The organism is Pseudomonas faucium (assembly GCF_021602585.1).
Classification (GTDB): Bacteria; Pseudomonadota; Gammaproteobacteria; order Pseudomonadales; family Pseudomonadaceae; genus Aquipseudomonas; species Aquipseudomonas faucium.
In genome coordinates this window covers 38,216-52,526 of record NZ_BQIP01000016.1, presented here as the reverse complement: position 1 = coordinate 52,526, position 14,311 = coordinate 38,216, and the positions used below count along the sequence as shown (strand labels likewise).

General features: G+C 65.0%; 14 protein-coding genes. 3 read left to right on the top strand and 11 right to left on the bottom strand.

The features are described from left to right. Nucleotides 1-55: 55 nt before the first annotated feature. From tsaB to ppc, 3 genes are all read right to left on the bottom strand, one after another. A complete protein-coding gene (gene tsaB, locus L6D75_RS18440) occupies nt 56-730 on the bottom strand; it encodes a tRNA (adenosine(37)-N6)-threonylcarbamoyltransferase complex dimerization subunit type 1 TsaB (protein ID WP_176513584.1) in 675 nt (224 codons plus the stop codon). Nucleotides 731-818: 88 nt separating this feature from the next. Then, nucleotides 819-1,469, bottom strand: a complete 651-nt coding sequence (gene adk, locus L6D75_RS18435; RefSeq protein WP_176513585.1) for an adenylate kinase — start codon at nt 1,467-1,469, stop codon at nt 819-821. 257 nt (nt 1,470-1,726) lie between these two features. Next, nucleotides 1,727-4,354: a phosphoenolpyruvate carboxylase gene (ppc, locus tag L6D75_RS18430; protein ID WP_176513587.1), complete on the bottom strand. Its 2,628-nt coding sequence runs from the start codon at nt 4,352-4,354 to the stop codon at nt 1,727-1,729. Nucleotides 4,355-4,524: 170 nt separating this feature from the next. Between ppc and L6D75_RS18425 the strand changes: the two genes are divergently transcribed. The 3 genes from L6D75_RS18425 to lptF all read left to right on the top strand — a co-directional run bounded on the left by L6D75_RS18425 (nt 4,525) and on the right by lptF (nt 6,385). Beyond that, entirely contained in the window at nt 4,525-4,869 is a 345-nt protein-coding gene (locus L6D75_RS18425; protein WP_176513588.1) for a pilin assembly protein, read from the top strand. Between the two features lie 266 nt (nt 4,870-5,135). Continuing rightward, complete coding sequence (locus L6D75_RS18420; RefSeq protein WP_176513590.1) at nt 5,136-5,549, top strand: DUF4398 domain-containing protein; 414 nt, start codon at nt 5,136-5,138, stop codon at nt 5,547-5,549. A 50-nt stretch (nt 5,550-5,599) separates the two neighbouring features. Next, complete coding sequence (gene lptF / locus L6D75_RS18415; RefSeq protein WP_176513592.1) at nt 5,600-6,385, top strand: lipotoxin F family OmpA-related lipoprotein LptF; 786 nt, start codon at nt 5,600-5,602, stop codon at nt 6,383-6,385. Between the two features lie 111 nt (nt 6,386-6,496). Here lptF and L6D75_RS18410 read toward each other — a convergent pair whose 3' ends face one another. The 8 genes from L6D75_RS18410 to wspR form a co-directional block, all read right to left on the bottom strand. Next, entirely contained in the window at nt 6,497-6,823 is a 327-nt protein-coding gene (locus L6D75_RS18410) for a PA3694 family proteiin (protein ID WP_176513594.1), read from the bottom strand. Further along, nucleotides 6,820-7,746, bottom strand: coding sequence for an alpha/beta hydrolase (locus L6D75_RS18405; RefSeq protein WP_176513596.1), 927 nt, complete (start codon nt 7,744-7,746; stop codon nt 6,820-6,822). The genes L6D75_RS18410 and L6D75_RS18405 overlap by 4 nt, the downstream gene beginning before the upstream one ends. Then, nucleotides 7,718-8,995, bottom strand: coding sequence for a flavohemoglobin expression-modulating QEGLA motif protein (locus L6D75_RS18400; RefSeq protein ID WP_176513598.1), 1,278 nt, complete (start codon nt 8,993-8,995; stop codon nt 7,718-7,720). Before L6D75_RS18400 ends, L6D75_RS18405 begins: the two co-directional genes overlap by 29 nt. Before the next feature lie 28 nt (nt 8,996-9,023). Next, nucleotides 9,024-9,572, bottom strand: a complete 549-nt coding sequence (locus L6D75_RS18395) for a hypothetical protein (protein ID WP_176513600.1) — start codon at nt 9,570-9,572, stop codon at nt 9,024-9,026. 29 nt (nt 9,573-9,601) lie between these two features. Continuing rightward, nucleotides 9,602-10,306 carry a TetR/AcrR family transcriptional regulator gene (locus L6D75_RS18390; RefSeq protein ID WP_176513703.1) on the bottom strand — a complete coding sequence of 235 codons (705 nt, stop codon included), beginning with the start codon at nt 10,304-10,306 and terminating at the stop codon, nt 9,602-9,604. Between the two features lie 181 nt (nt 10,307-10,487). Further along, a complete protein-coding gene (gene lysS / locus L6D75_RS18385; protein WP_016712972.1) occupies nt 10,488-11,990 on the bottom strand; it encodes a lysine--tRNA ligase in 1,503 nt (500 codons plus the stop codon). A gap of 93 nt (nt 11,991-12,083) precedes the next feature. After that, nucleotides 12,084-13,179, bottom strand: a protein-coding gene (prfB, locus tag L6D75_RS18380; RefSeq protein WP_176513602.1) for a peptide chain release factor 2 whose coding sequence is annotated in 2 segments (ribosomal slippage) — nt 12,084-13,106 and nt 13,108-13,179 — 1,095 coding nt in all. Because the reading frame shifts where the segments join, the coding sequence is not laid out codon by codon here. A 121-nt stretch (nt 13,180-13,300) separates the two neighbouring features. Next, a complete protein-coding gene (gene wspR, locus L6D75_RS18375) occupies nt 13,301-14,305 on the bottom strand; it encodes a Wsp signal transduction system regulator diguanylate cyclase WspR (protein ID WP_176513604.1) in 1,005 nt (334 codons plus the stop codon). Between the last annotated feature and the right edge of the window lie 6 nt (nt 14,306-14,311).

The following is a 14,311-nucleotide window of genomic DNA, read 5'->3' as shown; positions in this document are numbered from 1 at the left end:
ACCACAGTTCGCGCCAAAGGTTTTATCGACAACCGCTATAACCGACGAACAGCACCTAACGGGCTTTGGGCGTAGCTACATTATCGCGCAAGTACACAGGTTGCGCCTGCTCGGCGACGATTGCCTCGCCGCGTGCCCAGGCAAAACGCGCCAGGCTGAGGATGTCCAGCGCGTTGGGCAGCGCCGCCGGGTTGCTGGCGCTGGCCTGCACGGCCAGGCGCTCGGCATAGCCCCAACCGGTACCGGCGCCATACCAGTCGCCGCTGCTCCCTTCAGGCAAGGCCACGCGCTCGGGGGGCAGCACGGCTTCCTGGCCTTGCAGGCGCATTTCGCCGTCCACCGCCTGGTAGCAACCCCAGTAGACCTCGTCCATGCGCGCATCGATGGCGGCTGCCACCTGCTGCACGCCATGCTCGCGCAGCGCGCCCTGGGCCAGCGCCGCCAGGTTGGACACCGGCAGCACCGGACGCTCGAGGGCGAAGGCCAGGCCCTGGACCACACCGATGGCGATGCGCACGCCGGTGAAGGCACCCGGGCCACGGCCGAAAGCGATGGCGTCGAGGGCATTCAGCGCCACGCCGGCATCGCCCAGCAGCTGCTTGATCATCGGCAGCAGCTTTTGCGCATGCATGCGCGGGATCACCTCGTAGTGGCTGGTTACCTTGCCGTCATGCAGCAGCGCGACGGAACAGGCTTCGGTGGCGGTATCCAGGGCCAGCAGGGTGGTCATCGAACGGGTATCCAGGTGCGAGTGAAAAAGAGCGGCAGTATAAACGACAACGGCCCGCAAGCGGGCCGTTGTGACGCACGGTGCTGGATCAGCTCAGGGCTGCCAGAACCTTGGCGGTGATCGCTTCGACCGAACCCACGCCTTCGATGTGGCTGTACTTCGGCTTGCCGGCATTGGCAGCCGACAGCTTGTGGTAGAAGTCCACCAGCGGCTTGGTCTGGCTGTGGTAGACCGACAGGCGATGGCGAACGGTTTCTTCCTTGTCGTCGTCGCGCTGGATCAGGTCTTCGCCGGTGACGTCGTCCTTGCCTTCCACTTTCGGCGGGTTGTACTGGATGTGGTAAGTGCGGCCCGAGGCCAGGTGCACGCGGCGGCCAGCCATGCGGCCGACGATTTCTTCATCGTCGACGGCGATTTCGACCACGGCGTCGATGTCGACACCGGCCGCGACCATGGCTTCGGCCTGCGGGATGGTGCGTGGGAAGCCGTCGAACAGGCAGCCATTGGCGCAGTCAGGCTGGGCGATGCGCTCCTTGACCAGGCTGATGATCAGCTCGTCGGAGACCAGCTGGCCAGCATCCATGACTTTCTTCAGCTCCAGGCCCAGTGGGGTGCCGGCCTTGACGGCGGCACGCAGCATGTCACCGGTGGAGATCTGTGGAATACCGAACTTCTCGGTGATGAACTTTGCCTGAGTACCTTTACCGGCCCCGGGAGCTCCCAGCAGAATTACGCGCATCTCGTGCTCCTCAAATTTTTTTATGAAATTCAATGGATTCGGCGACCAGGGCCAAGTCCGGAAAATCGGGTATGACCATAAATCGGTCAGAAGGCTGCTCAAGATACACAGCGCTCGGCAGCCAGACAAGCGTCCCAAAGTTGCAGGAATGCGCCATCGGTGGCCCCGGCAAAGGGTGGTTGCGCCCGGCGCAACCGCCCTTGCTGCCCTGCCTCAGCCCAGGCTGCGCCCCCGGGCTCGGGCAGCCCGGCAGCGCCTCAGCCGGTGTTGCGCAGGCCCGCCGCGATACCGGCCACGGTCACCAGCAAGGCCTGCTCCAACGGGCTGTCCAGAGCGGCTTCACGGCTGCGCGAACGCGCCAGCAACTCGGCCTGCAGGCGGTGCAGCGGGTCCAGGTAGGTGTTGCGCAGGCTGATGAATTCCCGCGTTTCGGGGCTGTGCGCCAGTAGCACCGGCTGCCCGGTCAGGCCCAGCACCACCTGGCAGGACTGCGACAATAGGTCGCGCAGGTGCACACCTAAAGGAAGCAAGCCCGGTTGCACCAGACGTTGGTCGTAGGCCTCGGCAATCTGTGCATCGGCCTTGGCCAGGACCATTTCCAGCATGTCGATGCGGGTGCGGAAGAACGGCCATTGTTCACGCATCTGCGCCAGCAGCTCGCCCTGGCCACGCGCCAGGGCGTTGCTCAGCGCCGTCTCCCAGCCCAGCCAGGCGGGCAGCATCAGGCGGGTCTGGGTCCAGCCGAAGATCCACGGGATCGCCCGCAGGCTCTCGATACCGCCGGCGCGGCGCTTGGCCGGGCGGCTGCCCAGCGGCAGGCGCCCCAGCTCCTGCTCGGGCGTGGACTGGCGGAAGTACTCGACGAAATCCGGGTTGTCGCGCACCACGCCGCGGTAGGCCTTGACGCCGTCGGCGGCCAGTTGGTCCATCAGCTCGCGCCAGGCAGGCTGCGGCGGCGGCGGTGGCAGCAAGGTGGCTTCGAGCACCGCGGCCAGGTACAGGTTGAGGTTTTGCTCGGCGATGCCCGGCAAGCCGAACTTGAAGCGGATCATCTCGCCCTGTTCGGTCGTACGGAAACGCCCCGCCACCGAGCCCGGTGGCTGCGACAGGATTGCCGCGTGGGCGGGGCCGCCGCCACGGCCGACGGTACCGCCGCGGCCATGGAACAGCAGCAGCTCGACCTGATGCTCGCGGCAGATGCGCACCAGGCTTTCCTGGGCGCGGTACTGGGCCCAGGCGGCGGCGGTGGTGCCGGCATCCTTGGCCGAGTCGGAATAGCCAATCATCACTTCCTGCGGCCCGCGCAGGCCGGCCCGGTAGCCCTGCAGCCCGAGCAGGCGCTGCATCACCGGCCCGGCGTTGTCCAGGTCGGCCAAGGTCTCGAACAGCGGCACCACGCGCATGGGCCGGGTCAGCCCGGCTTCCTTGAGCAGCAGTTGCACGGCCAGCACATCGGAGGCGGCGCCGGCCATGGAGATGACATAGGAACCCAGCGATGCGCCAGGCGCGGCGGCGATTTCACGGCAGGTGGCGAGTACTTCGGCGGTGTCTGCCTGGGGCTGGAAGTGCGCAGGCAACAATGGCCGGCGGTTCTTCAGCTCGGCCTGGAGGAAGGCGATGCGCTGTTCTTCATCCCATTGGCCATAGTTGCCCAGGCCCAGGTAGTCAGTGATTTCCGACAGCGCGTCACGGTGCCGGGCGGCATCCTGGCGCACGTCGAGGCGGCCGAGGAACAGGCCGAAGGTGACCGCGCGGCGCAGGGTGTCGAGCAGTGGGCCGTCGGCGATCACGCCCATGCCGCATTCATGCAGGGAGTGGTAGCACAGCTCCAGCGGGGCGATCAGGTCGCGGTTGTCCTCCAGCACATCGGCGCTGGCCGGCTGCGAGCTGGCCAGAGAGGAATGGGCCCAGGCGCGGGTTGCCCGCAGGCGGTCGCGCAAGTGCTTGAGCACCGCTCGGTAAGGCTCGGCGCTGTCACCAACCTGCTCGCGCAGGGCGCTGCTGGCCTGCTGCATGGACAGCTCGGCGGCCAGTGCATCGATATCGCGCAGGAACAGGTCGGCCGCCATCCAGCGGGCCAGCAATAGCACTTCGCGGGTCACCGCGGCGGTGACGTTGGGGTTGCCATCGCGGTCGCCGCCCATCCACGAGGCGAAGCGAATCGGCGCAGCCTCCAGCGGCAGGCGCAGGCCGGTGGCGTCGAACAGCGCCTTGTCGACCTTGCGCAGGTGGCTGGGAATCGCGTGCCACAGGGAATGCTCGATGACCGCAAAGCCCCACTTGGCTTCATCTACCGGGGTGGGCCGGGTGCGGCGGATTTCCTCGGTGTGCCAGGCCTCGGCGATCAGCCGGCGCAGGCGCTCGCGCACCTGCTGGCGCTCGCTGGGGGTGAGGTCGCGGTGGTCCTGCGCCGCCAGCTGGCCGGCGATGGCGTCGTACTTCTGGATCAGCGTGCGCCGGGCCACTTCGGTGGGGTGTGCGGTCAGCACCAGCTGGATATCCAGCTTGGCCAGTTGCCGGGCCAGCGCATCATCCTTGTGCCCGGCCTGCTTCAGGCGCGCCAGCAGCTCGGGCAGCACCCGCGCCTCGAAGGGCTCTTGCTGTTCGCCATCACGGCGACGAATCAGCTGGTACTGCTCGGCCATGTTGGCCAGGTTGAGGAACTGGTTGAACGCCCGCGCCACCGGCAGCAGGTCGTCCTCGGCTAGGTCGCCGAGGGTCGAGCTCAATTGCTCGCCGGGACCGCGGCGGTCGGCCTTGGCACTGTGGCGAATGTCCTCGATCTTCTGCAGGAACGCTTCACCATGCTGCTGGCGAATGGTTTCGCCGAGCAACTCCCCCAACAGATGGACATCTTCACGCAAGCGCACATCGATATCGGTCATTGGCCCTCTCTTCGGCGCGGCTGGCCCGCGCCCTGCCCAGGAAACAGCACGTCCCCAAGAGTGCCCACAGGCGAGGCGCCATGGCAAGCCGAGATCGGCCAAAGCAAACTAAAGTGAGAGCTGAGCAGTCCGATGCAATGCAGCCTATCCAGGCGTCGACAGAGGTCATCATGAAAATCCGCGAACTCGCCCAGCACTGGGAGCAGAATGCCGCAGGTACCCTGAGCCCCACCGGCCATAGCTTGCACCTGGACCTGGAGTCCGAGGCACGCCTGGCAGCGCTCATCGACATGTACCCCAAGCGCACCGCCGAGGAACTGCTTGGTGAACTGGTAGCCGCCGCCCTGGAAGAGCTGGAAGCCAGCTTCCCGTATGTGCAGGGCCAAACCGTCATTTCCACCGACGAAGAAGGCGACCCGCTGTACGAGGACATTGGTTCCACACCGCGCTTTCTGGCCCTCTCCCGGCGCCACTTGCGCGAGCTCAGCAACACCGGTGAAGACTCCGGCAACTGACCCTTCCCACAGCATTCCGGGCGCATTCGCAGCCCGGAATACCTTCGCTTTCCCTTGAAAGTTCCCCGCCGCAGCAACTGACTAATCAGTCAGAAATAACTTGAAAATTTTGTGAACCATTCAAAAAAGCCCCCGGTCACAGCCAATAGCCATCACGCTAAAACCCTGCACACCTGTTGTCGTGCACCGTGCAGCGAACGTGCTGACAAAGGTCAGGGATTGAGCGATGGACTGCTACGGACATTGTCGTTATCAGGAGTGATCCAATGGAGCTGACCACCATGAAGACCCGCACCGCGAAACCCTCATCCCCCCATGTGCGCGGACTCAAGCTGGCCGCGCTGGCCCTGGGCAGTAGCCTGGTCCTGGCCGGCTGTGCCGGCAACCCGCCGACCGAGCAGTACGCCGTGACCCAGTCCGCCGTGAACTCCGCGGTCAGCGCTGGCGGCACCGAGTTTGCCGCCGTGGAAATGAAAGCCGCGCAGGACAAGTTCAAAAAAGCCGAAATCGCCATGCACGACAAGAAGTACGACGACGCCAAGCGCCTGGCCGAGCAGGCCGAGTGGGACGCTCGCCTCGCCGAACGCAAGGCCCAGGCGGCCAAGGCCGAGAAGGCCGTACAGGAAGCCCGCCAGGGCGTCCAGGACGTGCGTCAGGAAGGCATGCGCAGCGCTCAGTGAGCGCGGCACCCCTAACCTGAGCCTTCGCAATCGATCAAAGGATGAACACTATGCGCAATTACGTCATGATTCCCGCCCTGCTGGCCCTGAGCGTCGGTCTCGCTGCCTGCTCCCACGACCCGAACCCGAACCTGGAATCGGCCCGCACCAACTTCTCGGCGCTGCAGAGCGACCCGCAGGCGAGCAAGGTCGCGGCCCTTGAAACCAAGGACGCCCAGGACTGGCTGAACAAGGCCGACAAGGCCTTCATGGAGCGTGAAAACAACGAGAAGGTCGACCAGCTGGCCTACCTGACCAACCAGCGCGTCGAGGTGGCCAAGCAGACCATTGCCCTGCGCACCGCCGAGAACGAGCTGAAAAACGCTTCGGCCGAACGCGCCAAGGCCAAGCTCGATGCCCGCGACGCGCAGATCGCCAAGTTGCAGGACAGCCTCAACGCCAAGCAGACCGACCGCGGCACCCTGGTGACCTTCGGCGATGTGCTGTTCGACTTCAACAAGGCCCAGCTCAAGAGCAGCGCCTTGCCCAACGTCACCAAGCTGGCTCAGTTCCTTCAGGAGAACCCTGAGCGCAAGGTGATCGTCGAGGGCTACACCGACAGCGTGGGTTCGGCCAACTACAACCAGACCCTCTCCGAGCGCCGCGCCGGCGCCGTGCGCATGGCGCTGGTACGTGCCGGCGTCGACCCTGCGCGCATCGTCGCCCAGGGTTATGGCAAGGAGTACCCGGTAGCGGACAACGCCAGCAACTCCGGGCGTGCGCAGAACCGTCGGGTGGAGGTGACCATCTCCAACGACAACCAGCCGGTGGCACCGCGTTCGGTGAGCCAGCGCTAAGCGCAAGCTGGCTTGGCTGAAATGAAAAGCCCCGCGCGATGCGGGGCTTTTTCTTGACTGTACCGGCCCTATCGCCGGCAAGCCGGCTCCCACAGGTGGAAGCCAATGGCATCACTGCACCTGCTGCGGGGTCTCCTCCCCCATGCAGCGCACCGCACGCTTGCGGTTGTCCACCAGCACCCCGGTCAAGCCCTTCTGCTGCGTATCGAACAGCACCAGCACGCCATCCATGCACTGCGCCACCTGCGCCGCAGGCTCCAGCGAGACCTTGTAGTCTTCGCCCGGCACGGTCTTGAGCATGGTGAAATCCTGCAACAGCAGCGCATCCTCGGGCTTGGCGAAATGCAGGTAGCCGTAATACCAGAGGGCCCCCACCGTCACGATGATGCTGCCGACACCGGTCAGGATCAGGGGGATGGCGTTGCGTTCTTCACTCATTGCGGGTTCTTCTTCTGGTCAGGGTAGTTGGGCACTTCGGCAAGGCGCCGCAGGCCGTTGAAATGGCTGGGGTCATCCAGGAAGCGGAGCATCACCTGGCGCCACACCGGGTCGGCGAAGGTCTGCACATGGCCGCCACGGGTCAGCTGCAATACCCGCGGTGGCGGTGCGTGCTGGTACAGGCGGATGCCGTTGTCCATCGGCACCAGGGTGTCGTCGATGCTGTGGAAGAACAGCTTGGGCGGGCTGGCAAGCTGCTCGATCGAGCGGATCGCGCTGTCGCCGTCCGGCACCAGGTAGGACAACGGCACCTGCAGCGGCCAGGTCAGCCATGAAGTGCTCAGGGCATAACGGCCGACCGCGCGGTAGCTGGCCGGCACACCATCGAACACCAGTGCGCTGAAGCGTTGACGCTGCTCGGGATGCTGCGCCAGGTAATGGATCGCCATCGCCCCTCCGAGGCTCTGGCCCAGCAGCACCAAAGGCTTGCCCTTGACCTGCGGCGCCTGGTCGAGCCAGGCCATGGCGGCCGCGATGTCCTCATACACCTCCGGCAAGCTGGGCTTGCCCTGGGACAGGCCATAGCCGCGGTAATCGATCATCAGCACCTGGTAGCCCTGCTCCGGCAACCAGTAGCTGGCGCCCAGGTGGCCGGGCAGGTTGCCGCCGTTGCCATGCAGGTGCAGCACCGTGCCCTTGACCTCGACGCCGGCCTTGGCCGGCAGCCACCAGCCATGCAGGCGCACGCCATCGGTGGTGGTGAGCGTGACATCGCGGTACTGCAGCTGGGCCCGCGCGGGGGTGAACGCCTCGCCCGGTTCGGGATAGAACAGCAGGCTGCTGCAACCGCCCAGCCCCAGCAGGAGCATGCCCAGGGCCAGCAGGCGGCAGCGCTCAGAGAATGTTCGCGTAATCGGCTTCAATGCGATCCAGGCTCAGGTGGTTGAGGAAGTTGGAGAAGCACATCCACGCCGACAGGGCGTTGAGGTCGCGGAACTGTTCGGGCAGGTACTTGGGTGGCTCGACCAGGCCCTCTTCGACCAGTTGGCGCAGGGTGCGCATGTCTTCCAGGGTGGTCTTGCCGCAGAACAGCAGCGGAATCTGCTCGAGCTTGCCCTTCTTCACGGCCAACTGAATGTAGTTGTAAACCATGATGAAGCCCTTGAGGTAGGACAAGTCCTTGGTGAATGGCAGGCCATTGGGCACCGAACCGCGGAACACCCGGCTGGCGTTGCTGTAGCTTTGCGCCATTTCGAAACCCTGGGCGCGGAAGAACTCGAACACCTGCAGGAAGTCCGCGCCCTCCTCGACCATGTGGATGGCCCGGGTGCGGTTGGTGAGCTTGCGCAGGCGGCTGGGGTAGGAGGCGAAGGCGATCACCTCCATGAGGATCGCCAGGCCCTCCTGGGTCACCGTCGAGGAGGGCGGGCCCTTGGCCAGGAAGGTGCAGATCGGCTGGTTCAGGCCATTGAGCGTGGTGCCCACGTGCACCAGCCCTTCATGCACTTCCAGCGCACGCACGTCGCGGCTGTTGAACATGGCGTCGGCGCGAATCTTGATGTAGTCGGCACCGGCTGCGGCGTCGGCGACGATGCCGTCGGACTCGAACACGCGGATGGTTTCCTCGGCCTCGCCGAACACCTTGTTCAGGCGCTGCTGGAGGATGTCCACGACCTCCTTGGCGGTGAGGTTCTTCGGCTCGTCCTTGAGGTCGCCGCGGCCATCGATGTTGTTGAGGTAGTCCGAGAGCATCAGGCCCAGGTCGGCCAGGGTCGGGTCACCGGCGTGGAAGGCATCGGAGGCGGCGCCATACAGCTCCTGGGAGATCAGGCCGAAATCCTCGGTGCCGCGCGCTTCGAGCATGCGCACCACCATGCGGTACTCCTTGCACATGCGCCGCATGATCTGCCCGACCGGGTTGAACTGGCCCAGCTGGCGGGTGATGTCGCGCTCGATGCTCTGGAATTCGGCCTTCACCGCGCTGGAGTCGAACGACAGCGGGCGCGACTGGTAATAGGCACGGTCCACCGCCGGTGGCTCCTTGCCCCTGGCCTTGAGGAAACCCTGGCGAATATTGTCGTCCCACTTCACCGCATCGAGCACGCGGATCGGGGTCTGCGCCGTGACGATGCGATCGGACAGGGCGCGGATGGTCTGCTGGTATTCGTCCACCGGGGACTCCTTGAAAATCAGATCCTGGCTATTTGCCGCTGCGCTGGAAGCGTGCCACCTCGACGAACAGGTCGGAGTTGGCCGGGTCGTCCAGGTAGGCCAGCACCCGCGCCGACGGGCTGTCGATCAGCACCCCGGCGCCGTTGTCTTCCGGCACCTGGGTGCTGCGCCCGGTCAGTTCCTTCTTCTCCACCGCCTGCTCGATCTGCTCGACGTCGAGGTTGTAGAGCACCAGTTGCTTGCCCTCGACGATGTCGAACCCGCCGATCAGGAAGTTGCCGCCCAGGCGCTTGGGCACCCCGGCCGAGAGGTACCAGCGGTTGCCATGGCGCGACACGCTGAAGACATATTCCTCAGGCTTCTTGCCCTTGGCCGTGGCCACGGCCTTGTAGGCGCCAGCGCCACTGCGGCTGATCACCAACTGCAGCGGCTCGCCCCAGGCATCCTTGCTGTGCCACTTGCCCAGCAGCGCCTTGGGCGCCGCCTGGTTGCTCGGCAGCGGTTCGTGGAAGGTCACCAGACAACCGCCCAGCAGCAGGAATGACAACGTCAACAGCACCACACGCCAGGCTTTCATCAGGTTCTCCTTGAAAGGTCGTTCTCGGCTCAGGCCGATGCCAGCACCAGGTGCAGGTAACGGGTAAGCATAGCGAGCATCTGCCCATCGGCTTGCGCATCGGCATCCTTGAGCAGGCCCTGATATTCCATCTGCTCGATAATCGCCGTCAACATCTGGGCGTCCTGTTCGGGTTGGCGCGAGCCCACCACCTGCAGCAGCTGCCGCGTGCCATGCAGCAGGATCTGCTGGTGGGCGCGCACCAGCTCGGCCAGGCGCGGGCACAGCAGCGCTTCCTGGCGGAAGGCCTGCTCGGCCATGAGGAAGTCACGGCGGTTGAGCAACTGGCGCGACACATAGTCGGCGGTCATGCGTGCCACTTCGTCGGCCAGCCGCGCGCGCGACTGCGCACTGCCGTCGCCCTGGGCGAGCAGCTGGCGCAGCACCACTTCGGTGTTGGCCCAGAGCTTGGCCATGTAGGCGGCGCTGCGTTCGACGTACTGGGCGAAGGTGTCGGTGAGCAGGTCTTCGATATCTTTGAAGTAGTAGGTGGTGGCGGACAGCGGCACGCCCGCTTCCGCGGCCACGGCGCGGTGGCGCACGCCGCGCACGCCATCGCGCACGACGATGCGCATGGCGGCGTCGAGGATCAGCTGGCGGCGCTGTTCGCTGCCTTGACGGGCGGTCTTGCGGCCTTGGTATTGCACGCTTTCGGCGACGGCGCTGGCGATGCCGGCGGCGCCTTGCTGGGCCATTGCGGGGGTCACTCTGGGTACCTCATTGTTCGAGTCAGCGGCGGCCCCTATCGCCGGCAAGCCGGCTCCCACAGGAACTCCACAACGCTTCCTGTGGGAGCCGGCTTGCCGGCGATAGGGCTGCTACAGACAGTCTTCAGGCATGAAAAAGCCGCCTCGAAAGGCGGCTTGTTCAGTTCGCTCAGGCCTGTGGGCGCATGTGCGGGAACAGGATCACATCGCGAATCGATGGCGAGTTGGTCAGCAGCATGACCAGGCGGTCGATACCGATGCCTTCGCCTGCGGTCGGCGGCATGCCGTACTCCAGCGCGCGCACGAAGTCGGCGTCGTAGTGCATGGCTTCGTCGTCACCGGCGTCCTTCTCGGCCACCTGGGCCAGGAAGCGTTCGGCCTGGTCTTCGGCATCGTTGAGCTCGGAGTAGGCGTTGGCGATCTCGCGGCCACCGATGAACAGCTCGAAACGGTCGGTCACGGCCGGGTTGTCGTCGTTGCGACGGGCCAGTGGCGAGACTTCGAACGGGTACTCGGTGATGAAGTGCGGCTGCTCCAGCTTGTGCTCGACCAGCTCTTCGAAAATCATCACTTGCAGCTTGCCCAGGCCCTCGTGGCCCAGCACCTTGGCGCCGGCCTTCTTGGCGATGTCACGGGCACGGTCGACGTCCTGCAGGTCGGCGGCGGTGAGCTCGGGGTTGTACTTGAGGATCGAGTCGAACACCGACAGGCGCGCGAACGGCTCGCCGAAGTGGAACACCTTGTCGCCATACGGCACGTCGGTGCTGCCCAGTACCAGCAGCGCCAGCTCGCGGAACAGTTCCTCGGTGAGGTCCATGTTGTCGCGGTAGTCGGCGTAGGCCTGGTAGAACTCGAGCATGGTGAATTCAGGGTTGTGACGAGTCGATACGCCTTCGTTACGGAAGTTGCGGTTGATCTCGAACACTTTTTCAAAGCCACCGACCACCAGGCGCTTGAGGTACAGCTCCGGCGCGATGCGCAGGAACATGGCCATGTCCAGGGCATTGTGGTGGGTTTCGAACGGCTTGGCCGCGGCGCCGCCAGGGATGGTCTGCAGCATCGGCGTCTCGACTTCGAGGAAGTCGCGCTCGATGAGGAACTTGCGGATGTGCGAGATCACCTGCGAACGCACACGGAAGGTGTGGCGGGTTTCTTCGTTGACCATCAGGTCGACGTAGCGCTGGCGGTAGCGCTGCTCGGTGTCGGTCAGGCCGTGGTGCTTGTCGGGCAGCGGGCGCAGCGACTTGGTCAGCAGGCGCACGTTGGTCATCTCGACGTACAGGTCGCCCTTGCCGGAACGGGCCAGGGTGCCTTCGGCGCTGATGATGTCGCCCAAGTCCCAGGTCTTGACCGCGGCCAGGGTCTCTTCGGGCAGGGTCTTGCGGTTGACGTAGACCTGGATGCGGCCGGTCATGTCCTGGATCACCATGAACGAGCCACGGTTGAGCATGATGCGACCGGCAACCTTGACCGGGATCGCGGCTGCTTCCAGCTCTTCCTTGGTCTTGTCCGCGTACTGCTTCTGCAGGTCGTTGCAGTAGCTGTCGCGACGGAAGTCGTTGGGGAAGGCATTGCCCTTGGCACGCTCGGCGGCAAGCTTTTCCTTGCGCAGGGCGATCAGGGCGTTTTCTTCCTGTTGCAGGTCTTGCGATTCGGTCTTGAGGTCGCTCATGTCGTCATTCTTTCCATCAGGTATTCGTTGCCCTTTTCGGGCAGGGCGCGCGATACCGGCCGGCGGCCAGGTATCGCGGCGGTGGTGTGCGGCTTACAGCCCCTGCTTGAGGCTCGCTTCCAGGTACTGGTCGAGGTCGCCGTCCAGCACCTTCTGGCAGTCACTGCGCTCGACGCCGGTGCGAAGGTCCTTGATGCGCGAGTCATCCAGCACGTAGGAACGGATCTGGTGGCCCCAGCCGATGTCCGACTTGCTGTCTTCCAGCGCCTGCGAGGCGGCGTTGCGCTTTTGCATTTCCAGTTCGTACAACTTGGCCCGCAGCATTTTCATGGCGGTGTCCTTGTTGGCGTGCTGGGAGCGTTCGTTCTGGCAGGCCACCACGGTGTTGGTCGGCACGTGGGTGATACGAACCGCCGAGTCGGTGGTGTTCACGTGCTGGCCACCGGCACCGGAGGAGCGGTAGGTGTCGATGCGCAGGTCGGACGGGTTGATCTCGATCTCGACCTTGTCGTCGATCTCGGGCGACACGAACACCGCCGAGAACGAGGTGTGGCGACGGGCACCGGAGTCGAACGGGCTCTTGCGTACCAGGCGGTGCACGCCGATCTCGGTGCGCAGCCAGCCGAAGGCGTACTCGCCCTTGATGTGCACGGTAGCGCCCTTGATGCCGGCGACTTCGCCTTCGGAGAGCTCGATGATGGTGGCGTCGAAACCGCGCTTGTCGGCCCAGCGCAGGTACATGCGCAGCAGGATGTTGGCCCAGTCTTGCGCTTCGGTACCGCCGGAGCCGGCCTGGATGTCCAGGTAGGCGTTGTTCATGTCCATCTCGCCGCTGAACATGCGACGGAACTCGAGCTGGGCCAGGGATTCTTCCAGGGCCTGCAGTTCGGTCTCGACATCGCTGACAGCGCTTTCGTCACCTTCCTCGACGGCCATGTCGAGCAGGTCCTTGCAGTCGGCCAGGCCATTGGCCATCTTGTCCAGGGTCTCGACGACCTGCGCCAGCATGGCACGCTCGCGGCCCAGGGCCTGGGCGTACTCGGGCTTGTTCCAGACGGCCGCGTCTTCCAGCTCGCGGTTGACTTCGATCAGGCGGTCATGCTTGTGATCGTAGTCAAAGATACCCCCGAATGGACTGGGAACGCTCGGTAAGGTCCTTGATGGTGTTCAGGATCGGTTGGATTTCCATGGGCAGGCTACTCGCGCGAATTCGGTGAAAAGCCGGGGAGTATAACCGAGTCTTGGGCTTGGCGGCAGACCCGCCGGGCAGTCGAGCAGCCTCATCGCCGGCCAGCCGGCGATGAGGCGCTTCAGGCGATCCCGACCTGGTTGCGGCCGCTGTCCTTGGCCAGGTACAGGCCCTTGTCCGCCGCCGAGATCAGCTGCCGGCAATGGCTGCCGATCGCTGGCGTCTGGGTGGCCAGGCCAATGCTCACGGTCAGCCGCGAGTCGGCCTCGGGGGCGATGTGCGGGATGTTCAGGCCATGCACGGTCTGGCGCAGCTTTTCCGCCACCAGCCGCGCCCCGCCCGGCGAGGTGTTGGGCAGCACCAGGGCAAATTCCTCGCCACCGTAGCGTGCCGGCAGGTCGGTGGGCCGCGAGCACGAGCCACGGATGGCCTCGGCGACCTGGCGCAGCGCCTCGTCGCCGGCCAGATGGCCGAAGCTGTCGTTGAACACCTTGAAGAAATCCACATCGATCATCAGCAGCGACAACTGCTGCTGTTCACGCATGGCCCGGCGCCATTCCAGCTCCAGGTACTCGTCGAAGTGGCGGCGGTTGGACAACCCGGTGAGGCCATCGGAGTTCATCAGCCGCTGCAGCATCAGGTTGGTGTCGAGCAGCTGCTGCTGGCTAACGCGCAGGGCGCGGTAGGCCTCGTCCCGCTGCAACAGCGTCAGGTACGAGCGCGAGTGGTAGCGAATGCGCGCCACCAGCTCGATGGTGTCGGGCAGCTTGACCAGGTAGTCGTTGGCGCCGGCGGCGAACGCTGCGCTCTTGACCAGCGGGTCTTCCTTGGTCGACAGGACGATGATCGGAATGTCCTGGGTGGCCGGGTTGTTGCGGTATTCGCGCACCAGGGTCAGGCCGTCCAGGCCGGGCATGATCAGGTCCTGGAGAATCACCGTGGGCTTGATGCGCATGGCCTGGGCCACCGCCTGGTGCGGGTCGGCGCAGAAGTGGAAGTCGATGTTCTCTTCATGGGCCAGGCCACGACGCACGGCTTCGCCGATCATCGCCTGATCGTCGACCAGCAGCACCATCGCCGAGTTTTCGTTGGTAGTCGCGAAACCGTCGATCGGTAAATCAGTCATCCATTT

Bases quoted from the DNA above. Each gene is read 5' to 3' on its own strand.
- L6D75_RS18395 (WP_176513600.1), bottom strand. From the start codon at position 9,572: ATGAAAGCCTGGCGTGTGGTGCTGTTGACGTTGTCATTCCTGCTGCTG.
- L6D75_RS18410 (WP_176513594.1), bottom strand. From the start codon at position 6,823: ATGAGTGAAGAACGCAACGCCATCCCCCTGATCCTGACCGGTGTCGGC.
- ppc (WP_176513587.1), bottom strand. From the start codon at position 4,354: ATGACCGATATCGATGTGCGCTTGCGTGAAGATGTCCATCTGTTGGGG.
- L6D75_RS18390 (WP_176513703.1), bottom strand. From the start codon at position 10,306: ATGGCCCAGCAAGGCGCCGCCGGCATCGCCAGCGCCGTCGCCGAAAGC.
- wspR (WP_176513604.1), bottom strand. From the start codon at position 14,305: ATGACTGATTTACCGATCGACGGTTTCGCGACTACCAACGAAAACTCG.
- L6D75_RS18425 (WP_176513588.1), top strand. From the start codon at position 4,525: ATGAAAATCCGCGAACTCGCCCAGCACTGGGAGCAGAATGCCGCAGGT.
- tsaB (WP_176513584.1), bottom strand. From the start codon at position 730: ATGACCACCCTGCTGGCCCTGGATACCGCCACCGAAGCCTGTTCCGTC.
- lysS (WP_016712972.1), bottom strand. From the start codon at position 11,990: ATGAGCGACCTCAAGACCGAATCGCAAGACCTGCAACAGGAAGAAAAC.
- lptF (WP_176513592.1), top strand. From the start codon at position 5,600: ATGCGCAATTACGTCATGATTCCCGCCCTGCTGGCCCTGAGCGTCGGT.
- L6D75_RS18420 (WP_176513590.1), top strand. From the start codon at position 5,136: ATGGAGCTGACCACCATGAAGACCCGCACCGCGAAACCCTCATCCCCC.
- adk (WP_176513585.1), bottom strand. From the start codon at position 1,469: ATGCGCGTAATTCTGCTGGGAGCTCCCGGGGCCGGTAAAGGTACTCAG.